Annotated in this window: 13 protein-coding genes; 10 read left to right on the forward strand and 3 right to left on the reverse strand. The window is 40.6% G+C overall.

Going from position 1 to position 9,618, the window contains the following annotated elements; all coding sequences use genetic code 11:
• The first annotated feature begins 70 nt into the window (after positions 1–70).
• From rplM to ACTJKA_RS17865, 6 genes are all read left to right on the forward strand, one after another.
• The gene (rplM, locus tag ACTJKA_RS17840) at positions 71–508 is read left to right on the forward strand and encodes a 50S ribosomal protein L13 (RefSeq protein ID WP_003217042.1); all 438 of its coding nucleotides are present in this window, start codon (positions 71–73) and stop codon (positions 506–508) included.
• Positions 509–528: 20 nt separating this feature from the next.
• A complete protein-coding gene (gene rpsI, locus ACTJKA_RS17845) occupies positions 529–921 on the forward strand; it encodes a 30S ribosomal protein S9 (protein WP_007496354.1) in 393 nt (130 codons plus the stop codon).
• Between the two features lie 176 nt (positions 922–1,097).
• Positions 1,098–1,613 (forward strand): GNAT family N-acetyltransferase, encoded by a 516-nt coding sequence (locus ACTJKA_RS17850; protein WP_129548035.1) that lies wholly within the window; start codon positions 1,098–1,100, stop codon positions 1,611–1,613.
• A gap of 97 nt (positions 1,614–1,710) precedes the next feature.
• Complete coding sequence (locus tag ACTJKA_RS17855) at positions 1,711–2,457, forward strand: amidohydrolase family protein (RefSeq protein ID WP_129548036.1); 747 nt, start codon at positions 1,711–1,713, stop codon at positions 2,455–2,457.
• A 36-nt stretch (positions 2,458–2,493) separates the two neighbouring features.
• Complete coding sequence (locus tag ACTJKA_RS17860) at positions 2,494–2,967, forward strand: GNAT family N-acetyltransferase (protein WP_129548037.1); 474 nt, start codon at positions 2,494–2,496, stop codon at positions 2,965–2,967.
• Between the two features lie 108 nt (positions 2,968–3,075).
• The gene (locus ACTJKA_RS17865) at positions 3,076–4,074 is read left to right on the forward strand and encodes a serine hydrolase (protein WP_440607872.1); all 999 of its coding nucleotides are present in this window, start codon (positions 3,076–3,078) and stop codon (positions 4,072–4,074) included.
• Between the two features lie 37 nt (positions 4,075–4,111).
• Here the strand turns inward: ACTJKA_RS17865 and ACTJKA_RS17870 are convergent, their stop codons facing one another.
• Positions 4,112–4,681 (reverse strand): DUF4825 domain-containing protein, encoded by a 570-nt coding sequence (locus ACTJKA_RS17870; protein WP_129548039.1) that lies wholly within the window; start codon positions 4,679–4,681, stop codon positions 4,112–4,114.
• 147 nt (positions 4,682–4,828) lie between these two features.
• Here ACTJKA_RS17870 and ACTJKA_RS17875 point away from each other — a divergent pair, with 147 nt between their 5' ends.
• The 3 genes from ACTJKA_RS17875 (at position 4,829) to ACTJKA_RS17885 (ending at position 7,206) form a co-directional block, all read left to right on the forward strand.
• The gene (locus tag ACTJKA_RS17875; protein ID WP_440607873.1) at positions 4,829–5,272 is read left to right on the forward strand and encodes a YbaK family protein; all 444 of its coding nucleotides are present in this window, start codon (positions 4,829–4,831) and stop codon (positions 5,270–5,272) included.
• A gap of 58 nt (positions 5,273–5,330) precedes the next feature.
• On the forward strand, positions 5,331–6,044 hold the full coding sequence (gene cwlD / locus ACTJKA_RS17880) for an N-acetylmuramoyl-L-alanine amidase CwlD (RefSeq protein ID WP_017359175.1): 714 nt from the start codon (positions 5,331–5,333) through the stop codon (positions 6,042–6,044).
• Positions 6,045–6,147: 103 nt separating this feature from the next.
• Entirely contained in the window at positions 6,148–7,206 is a 1,059-nt protein-coding gene (locus tag ACTJKA_RS17885) for an Mrp/NBP35 family ATP-binding protein (RefSeq protein WP_129548040.1), read from the forward strand.
• 38 nt (positions 7,207–7,244) lie between these two features.
• Here ACTJKA_RS17885 and gerD read toward each other — a convergent pair whose 3' ends face one another.
• A complete protein-coding gene (gene gerD / locus ACTJKA_RS17890) occupies positions 7,245–7,823 on the reverse strand; it encodes a spore germination lipoprotein GerD (RefSeq protein ID WP_007496366.1) in 579 nt (192 codons plus the stop codon).
• Positions 7,824–7,913: 90 nt separating this feature from the next.
• Here gerD and ACTJKA_RS17895 point away from each other — a divergent pair, with 90 nt between their 5' ends.
• Entirely contained in the window at positions 7,914–8,516 is a 603-nt protein-coding gene (locus tag ACTJKA_RS17895; RefSeq protein WP_008345196.1) for a KinB-signaling pathway activation protein, read from the forward strand.
• On the opposite strand, the gene pdaB is transcribed toward ACTJKA_RS17895, so the two are convergent.
• The gene (gene pdaB, locus ACTJKA_RS17900; protein WP_017366469.1) at positions 8,509–9,273 is read right to left on the reverse strand and encodes a polysaccharide deacetylase family sporulation protein PdaB; all 765 of its coding nucleotides are present in this window, start codon (positions 9,271–9,273) and stop codon (positions 8,509–8,511) included. The genes ACTJKA_RS17895 and pdaB overlap by 8 nt on opposite strands.
• Positions 9,274–9,618 lie beyond the last annotated feature (345 nt).

The following is a 9,618-nucleotide window of genomic DNA, read 5'->3' on the forward strand; positions in this document are numbered from 1 at the left end:
ATCTGTGTTTTGAAATAGAACGTAGCATTTGATTCAGGAAAATTCATTGATTTATTTAGGAGGGAAACTCATGCGTACAACACCAATGGCGAACGCAAGCACAATTGAGCGCAAATGGCTAGTGGTTGATGCGGCAGGCAAGACTCTAGGTCGTCTTTCTACTGAAGTAGCATCACTTTTGCGCGGTAAGCACAAACCAACTTATACACCACACGTTGACACAGGTGATCACGTGATCATCATCAATGCTGAGAAAATCGAATTAACTGGTAAGAAATTGACGGACAAAATTTACTACCGTCATACGATGCACCCAGGTGGTTTGAAACAAAGAACTGCTCTTGAGATGCGTACAAACTACCCTGAAAAAATGTTGGAGCTTGCTATCAAAGGTATGCTTCCAAAGGGTCCACTAGGTCGTCAAATGTTCAAAAAATTAAATGTGTACCGTGGTTCTGAGCATCCACATCAAGCACAACAACCTGAAGTTTACGAACTTCGCGGTTAATTATAAGGGAGGTTAACAATTTGGCACAGGTTCAATATTACGGTACAGGTCGTCGTAAAAGTTCTGTAGCGCGCGTTCGCTTAGTTCCAGGTGAAGGCCGTATCGTCGTTAATAATCGTGAAATTACTGAATACATTCCATTCGCTGCTTTAATCGAAGACGTGAAACAGCCTTTGAACATCACAGAAACAGCTAACAGCTACGATGTTCTTGTAAATGTTCACGGTGGTGGATTCTCTGGTCAAGCTGGAGCAATTCGTCACGGTATCTCTCGTGCTCTTCTAGAAGTAGATCCTGAGTACCGTACACCACTTAAACGTGCTGGACTTCTTACTCGTGACTCTCGTATGAAAGAGCGTAAGAAATACGGTCTTAAAGGCGCACGTCGCGCACCTCAGTTCTCAAAACGTTAATCAATTTTATATTGTATGGACGTTTTACAAGGGTTTGTACAGGCAAACCCTATATGAAAAGCATCAGCATCTTGCTGGTGCTTTTTTATTTGTGTTTTTTTCTGTCTGGAAACATATAAAATAGGATCATAGTCAGGTTTCTGTTTAAAAAATGATGTTAAAGGGGGATGGCATTTATGAATCTAATAACAGAAAGATGTCTCATTCGACCGTTTATTGAGGATGATTGGCAGGATGTCTATGCATATACATCTGATCTAGCGGTGATGAAGTATATGCCAGAAGGTGTTTTTTCTAAAGAAGAGGCGCAGGAATTTGTCAAAAACAATCGTCTTGAGACGGGCAAGAATTTTGCTGTTCTATTAAAAGAAGATCATACATGCATCGGGCATATCGTGTTTCATCCTTACTTTGGTGAGCACACATATGAAATTGGCTGGGTCTTCAATTCTGCATATCAAAACAAAGGCTATGCATCAGAAGCTGCATTTGCTGTCCTACATCATGGTTTTCACACAATGAATTTACATCGAATCATTGCCACTTGTCAGCCTGAAAATGTGCCGTCATGGAGAGTGATGGAGAAAATGGGGATGAGAAGAGAGGGATATTTTAAAAAATGTATACCACAAGGAAATGAGTGGTGGGATGAGTTTTATTATGCCATCTTACGAGAGGAATGGAAAACTTGATAAGTTTTCATGATATGAAGTAATTCGTCATTCCAAATATCCCTTGGCTTTCTCTATTGATATAATCAGGTCAAATAAGCAGAAGAGGGGCGCGGGCATGAGGATCTTTGATGCACATTTTCATATCATTGATTTTGATTTTCCCATTCAAGAAAACCAAGGGTATACACCGCCGAGTTATGTGGTGAATGATTATAGGAGAGAGACGGCTGATTTAGGGATTGTAGGTGGAGCGATTGTGTCAGGCTCATTTCAGGGTTTTGATCAAGGCTATTTGTTGAAAGCACTAGATGAAATGGGACCGGCTTTTTGCGGTGTGACACAATTACCTTTTACAGCAACTGATGATGAAATTGTTCATTTGGATCAACATGGGGTGAAGGCTTTACGTTTTAATGTGAAGCGGGGCGGTTCGGAGGATATTTCGAAGCTCGATTATTTTGCGAGAAGGGTGTATGAGCTGGCTGGGTGGCATAGTGAGATTTACATAGACGCTAAGTATCTCCCTGACATCTCATCAACGCTTGAACAGCTGCCGGCCGTTTCCATTGATCATCTAGGCTTATCTGAAGAAGGTTTGCCGCATTTGCTCAAGCTGGTTGAAAAAGGGGTTCGAGTGAAAGCAACAGGTTTTGGACGCGTTGATTTAAACGTGGAACATGCGTTGACATCAATTTATCAAACGAATCCTGATGCACTGATGTTTGGTACAGACCTTCCATCTACAAGAGCGAAACGTCCATTTGAATACGGTGATATTGAATTGATTCAACAGATGTTTGATGAGGAAGCAGCGGATAAAATTTTATATAAGAACGCGATCAATTGGTATTTTGGCAAATGAATAAAGGCTTCCATTCCGTGATAGGAGGGGTGTTCATTGAATCTGAATCAATTGACATTTAGAGAAGCCGTCCAAGGAGACCTCGACAACATCGTTTTGATGCTTTCAGATGACAAATTAGGCCAAAAGAGAGAACGCTACTCTCGTCCATTATTAGAAAGCTACCTCAATGCCTTTCATTCGATCGAAGCGGATCCCAATATTGAATTAATCGTCGCTTGTGATCGGGAAGAGGTAGTCGGTGTTCTCCAATTAACAATGACTCCATTTCTAACGTATGAAGGAGGATGGCGAGCTTCAATAGAAGGAGTTCGTACAGCCTCGACTCATAGAGGAAGAGGAATTGGCACATTGTTGATCAAACGGGCTATTCAACGCGCAAGTGACCGCGGCTGTCATATGATTCAGCTGACAACAGACAAACAGAGGCCAGAAGCACGCCGCTTTTACGAAAAGTTAGGATTTGAAGCTACGCATGATGGGATGAAGCTGCAACTGCCTCATGAATAAAATCATCAAACGGAGGGGATTCACAAATCCCTTCTTTTTTGTGTCTTTATTTCAAATATTTGTTATATTGAAGATGAGAATCTAAAGTGGTTGGGAAAGGAGAAACATTTGAAGAAAACAAAAGAGGATCTTTTGACATTTGTCACGAAAAACAAAAAGGACGTATCAGTAACAATTATTGAAAATGAAGATGTGGTATTAGATTGGAATGGTGATCAAAAAACACCACTTGCAAGTACGATGAAATTAATGGTTTTGTTTCATTTTGTTAAAGCTGTATCCAGCGGTGACATCAAGCTAGATGAAAAAGTGGCATTGTCTGATATAGAGCGGTTTTATATTGATAGAACCGATGGCGGTGCTCACACATACTGGCTGGAGGTCAACGATTTTTCTGAGCATGCAACTTTATTAGATGTTGCCAAAGGAATGATGCAATTTAGTTCGAATGCTTGTACTGATTATTTGATTGACTTGCTCGACTTAAAAAAGATCAATGATCAGATGAAACAAGCAGGTCTTACAGAACATGATGAACTCATGCCGCTGACACCCAAGGTGTTGTGGCCAGCCTATGTATCTGATTATGAGCAGGATGCATTAAAGCAAATAAGCGATGTAACTGATGAACAATACAAATCTCTGATGATTGAGATTTTTCATATCATGAAAAATGACCCGGAGCATAAAAAGGCGTTAGAAGAAAAATTGATGAAAAAGAACTTGTTAAGCTTGCGTATTCAATCTTTACTGACGCAAAAGATGACAAGGTCTACAACGAATCAATATGCACATTTTATGAAACGTCTACAGGATGAGCTGTTAACAACAGAAGAAAAGCGTCTTTTTAGCCAAATTGTGTTGGGAGAAACATTGAAGACGGAAACAGATCAATATATTTGGTATAAAGGGGGATCGACGTTGTTTGTTGTCACTGCTGCTTTATATCGAAAAACGGATACATCAACTATATCGATTTCTCTATTCATCAATGACCTGAAAGCGGAGAATTCTCACTGGATGGGGGAAGTGTTCGATGAATTTATACTTACCGTAGTAGCAGATCAAAACTTTCGACAACGATTGATTCAAGCTTTTACTACATAATTATCAAAAAACAGAGGGTGACGCCCCTCTGTTTTTATTATTTCTTGATGGGAAAAGCTTTGTATACATCTTGACGTTTATCTTTTGACTTCACAACTCCATCAACCAGTTCCTTTTGCCAAAGCGCTGTATCGTCTTTGTACACTTTAAAAGAGTGAGGCAGCTTTTTTTCTAGCTGTTTTCTTTTAAACGTGACGGATGGCTCGTCTTTAGCGTTCATCTTGAGTGTCACTTGCTCCACGTTATCGATAAGAATAAAAAGTGCCAATGCATTATATAAGTAGTTTTTTTCAATGGTATCCTTCTTATCAAACCAAAATGAATCAAACTGTTCTTCTGTATCATTGGTATTTTCTTTCACGCCGTATGTCACTTTTAGCGCTTTTTCATCTACGATTTCATACTCGCGAATCACGTTACCTGGAAGATCTGATAAAATAGCGCCGACTGCTCCATTGTCTCCAATATAAGAATTTTTGTGCTTAGAAAGCTGTTTTAAGGAAATGTCTTCTATTCCTTTCATGTCGCTTTCTTTCTCACTGGCTTGACTACTGCAAGCGGATAGAATGACTGTCATTAGTAGTAGGATATACATCCACTTTTTCATTTACTTTGCCCCTTTATCTTTTTTCTATATAAAAATTCATTTTATCATAAGGTCCCATTTCCACCACTTATTTCATGATTTCCATTTACTGAACTGCATGTTTTGTTCAAACCAACGAACAATACAAAGAAAAAAGGAGTTCAGTCCATGGCAGAAGTTCTTTCATTTTATCAATTAAAAACAAAACGAGATGTCACGCTTGAAAAGAAGCTGTTGCGTACATTGTCTCTTCAACAGGTGACGGTCGCTTCCGAGAAATTCACGAGGAAGCTGTTCCCATTCGCAGATGATCCAGCTGGGATTATGAGTGATGGCTGTATTGATTTCGCCATTGAGGCTTTTTTAGCAGGTGGGAGATACGGTGAGTCGAGTAAGTATGGTGAATCCCTCGATGATATAAAAAAGCGGTCAGTTCATGAAGAAGATGAGCTGGTTGAGGAGCTAGCAGGGTGTTTGCAATCGTGGGGGAATATGTTCCGAATGGAGCGTAAGATGTCGTGTCTGTATCCATTTGCGAAGGAATTCTTAAGTAAGTGGTGGCAGGAAGGCTTTCGGGAATCAGAAAAAAGGCATAAGCTTCGCCTGCACTAAGCATATTTCCAGCCCTTGTCCCATATCTATAAAATAATGGTGTATGGGAGGGACAGGGATGAAAAGAAAGCTGAAATGGACAGGGTTTTTAATCGGGTTTATTGTCCTCTTATTCTTATTCAGATTTCAGTTTCTAAATGATGATTCGTGGAAATCGTGGAACTTGCCTTTGAGCGGCAAGATCATCTATTTAGATCCGGGTCACGGCGGTCCAGATGGCGGTGCTGTTGGCGGCGAGTTGCTCGAAAAAGAGATTGCACTGGATGTGTCCATGAAGATAAGAGACTATTTGCAGGAGCAGGGAGCACTTGTTCTCATGACCCGGGAAGATGACTCTGATTTATCATCAAAGAATACAAAGGGTTATGCCCGAAAGAAAGCGGAGGATTTGAGAAACCGTGTGAAAGTCATCAATGAATCTGAAGCGGATCTCTATTTAAGCATTCATTTAAATGCGATTCCATCGAACAAATGGAGCGGGGCACAGACGTTCTTTTACGGAAAGTATGAAGAGAATGAAAAAGCAGCGAAGTTCATTCAAGATGAATTGCGCAACAACCTTGAAAACACAGATCGCAAGGCGAAGCGAATCAACGGGATTTATTTAATGCAAAATGTCACGAAGCCAGGAGCGCTTGTCGAAATCGGATTTTTATCGAATCCAAAAGAGGCTGGTCAGCTGGCAACTCCTAAATATCAGGATCAAATTGCTGCTTCGATTTATAAAGGCATTCTCAGATATTTAACAGAGCAAAAAGAGCCGCCTGAATAAGGGGCTTTTTCCTGTTTATCGCAGGCAAAGAGGACAGACATTGTAAGGATATGTATGATATACTTGGATTGTAAACGAATTCAATAAAGGGTGAGGTTCTGCTATGATCGGACAAGATGATGTGAGAAAACTAGTTGGGAAGATGGACGAACCTTTCCTTCATATACCGCTTGGTGAGCTGGATGCCATCAAGGAAATCAGCCTAAAGCCTGAAAAAGAGCATGTGAGCTTAAAAGTGGCGATTGCCAAAACAGGCACTGCTGAGCAGATGAAGCTGCAGCAAGACATCGTACAAGCTTTAAAAGCAGCCGGCGCGAACACTGTAGGACTTCGTTTTGAAGAACTGCCTCAAGAAACGCTTGAAAAGTTTATGCCGTCACAGGATGAGGAAGAAAATTTGCTCAACTCTAAAAATCCGCCTGTGTTCTTAGCGATTGCGAGTGGAAAAGGCGGAGTTGGGAAATCAACTGTTTCCGTTAACCTGGCTGTGGCACTGGCTCGTCTAGGGAAAAAAGTGGGACTAATCGATGCTGATATTTACGGCTTTAGCGTACCGGATATGATGGGAATCACCGTCAGACCGACAGTTAAAGGGGAAAAAATTATTCCTGTGGAACGCTTTGGCGTCAAAGTGATTTCAATGGGCTTTTTTGTTGAAGAAAACGCACCGGTCATTTGGAGAGGACCGATGCTTGGTAAAATGCTAAATAACTTCTTCCACGAAGTAGAGTGGGGAGAATTAGATTACTTACTATTAGACCTTCCGCCTGGAACAGGTGATGTGGCACTTGATATTCATACGATGCTTCCGAGCTGTAAAGAAATCATTGTAACGACACCGCATCCAACAGCGGCTTTCGTTGCTGCTAGAGCAGGCGCAATGGCACTGCAAACAGATCACGAGGTGCTAGGGGTCGTTGAGAATATGAGTTACTATGAAAGCAAAAAAACAGGTGAGAAGGAATATGTCTTTGGAAAGGGCGGCGGGAACAAGCTGGCGGAGGAGCTGCGTGTATCAGTTCTTGGTCAAATCCCTTTAAGACAGCCTGATTGGAATGAGGACGATTTTGCACCTTCTGTCTATGATGCGAGTCATCCGACAGGGGAAGTGTATCAACACATTGCCAATAAAGTCATTGAACAATTAACAGTGAAAGCATAATGAAAGCCCGAGTGGACCTTGTGCCACTCGGGTGATGTTTAACTGCCGCTTCCTTGTGAACCGGAATCATTGCTGCTTTCAGAGACTGCTTTTTTTAGCTCATCTTCGAATTTCTTCTTGTAGAGAGGGCTGCTTAATGTTTCTGTGATGACTTTCTCTAAGTGCTTTCTGAACTCTTTGCTTTTGACCAGTTCACCGTATTTCTTTTCCATTTCAGGATCCTTGAGAATATCCATCATCATTTGTTGATAGTCAGGGTCCTTCATCAATTGTTTTAACATCTTTTCATGCTGTTGCTGCATGGATTTTGCGAAAGTCTCGGCAAATTTAGAATCCTCAAAGACCTTCTTCCAGAACTCTTTGCCTTTATCAGAAGTCAGTGTTTTCTCTATTGTTTTTTTCACAGTTTGTTCATCCATTACCAAAGCTTCATTCATTGCCTCGTCATTTAATAACTGTTGAATGGCCTTTTTACCGTCATCTGTTTTCAAAATATCGACGACCATTTTTTTCGTTTCGTCATAGTCCATATTAGATGAGGATTGGGTTTTGGGAGCACAAGCTGTTAGAGATAAAAGAAGAAAACAGCTCATTATACGCAAGATGCCTTTTGACATACTGTGGCTCCTTTCATTACATGTCTTACTTTTAATATGAATGTTTCACATGAATTTATACATAACAAAAATAGGGGTTGGGTCATTTCAATGAAAAGTCGGGATTTAGTTCGTTTTTTCTTCTCTGTGCTGGCTGTTGGAGCGGTCATTACAAGCGTGGTAGGTTTTGCGCTGGAGTGGGGGAAATATCAGAAGCTGTTTGTATCGTTTGAGATTTTAGAGATTGCGTCTGTGTTATTTTGGTTTATTGGTGTGGGGATGATCTTTAGTGTAATCAGTCAGATGGGGTTTGTTGTCTTTTTGACGGTGCACCGGTTTGCACTGGAGATTTTCAGGTCGCATTCTTTATGGAATACCATTCAGTTATTCCTTGTGATTTTCGTGCTGTTTGATTTAGCTTATTTGCGGTTTTTGTTTTTCGGGGAGAATGAATCATTTCTTCCATACTTGTGGCTGCCTGTTTTTATCGGTGTGTTTGCATTGATCGTGTCTTATTTTAAACAGCAGCAGTCCTCTAAGAAAACTTTTATTTCTGCAATGTTTCTCATGGTCGTCATCACGTCGTTAGAATGGTTTCCGGCGCTTAGAGTCAATGAAGAGGACTGGCTATATTTAATGCTATTTCCGCTATTAGGTTGTAATGCGTTTCAGTTATTAGCTATGCCGCGGTTTTCAAAAGCAAAAGCTACTTAACCTCAGTTGACTTTGTTTTTGTATTAGAGATAAGCTCGCCAACCGTGACGTTTCTTAAATTCTTGTCTTTTAAGTGTTTTAAAATGGCTGGTAAGGCTTGAGCGGTTTGGGTGGCTGAATCTGAGGCGTGAAGGAGAATAATGTCTCCGCTTTTCATTCGATCATTTACATTATGAACAATCTGGTCGACGCCCGGGTTCAGCCAATCTTGAGAATTGATGCTGTAATGGACAACGGTATAGCCATACTGTGTTGCAATTTTCAATACCGTTTCATTAAATTGCCCAGTTGGCGGTCTTAATAATTGAATGTCTTCCAGTCCAAGCTTTTGGAATGTATTTTGTGCACGGACAAGATCACGCTTAATTTCGTTTTCTTCAAGCTGGCTATAATTTTTATATGCATAGCCAAGGCTGCCAATTTGATGGCCGTCCTCTTTAATCCTTTTCACAATATCCGGGTGACGCTCAGCCCAAGAAGCAGACAGAAAGAAAGTGGCGTTCTTTATATCGTACTCTCGGAGGACATTTAAAATAGGAACAGCCTTCTCGTCTCCCCAGCCAATATTAAACGTAAGGGATGCATGTTTTGATGAGGTCTCTCCTTTATAAATCGCTCGGGGTCCTTGTTCTGTTTTAAATACAGACAGCGGCGGTGCCTTTTGTACATAAAAAAAGGTTGCAGCTGCAAGGGCTGCTACAAGAATAATGACTACTTGCTTCAGCCGTTTAATAGGCAACACATATAATCGACTCAATTCAAACACTCCTGCCTTGTCCAAGATTGTTACTTGATTGTATGCAGGACAAGGGTTTAAAATGCACGATAAAACTATTTTAAAAAAAGTTCTGAAAAGGCGTTGACCAACAGAATGTTTTCGTGATATATTATTAATCGTCGCTGACACACAGTGACAAACACAAACGCTTCGGGAAATAAACTTGAAAAAAGTTGTTGACATAAGATGAAGCGAAATGTTATATTATTAAAGCCGCTAAGAACGGCGAAGATGATCTTTGAAAACTAAACAAGACAAAACGTACCTGTTAATTCGAGTTTTTATAAAAAAATCCTATGATACATCATAGGTAGTCAGTCAAAC

The sequence above is a fragment of the Bacillus sp. 22190 genome (assembly GCF_052045575.1).
Classification (GTDB): Bacteria; Bacillota; Bacilli; order Bacillales; family Bacillaceae; genus Bacillus; species Bacillus altitudinis.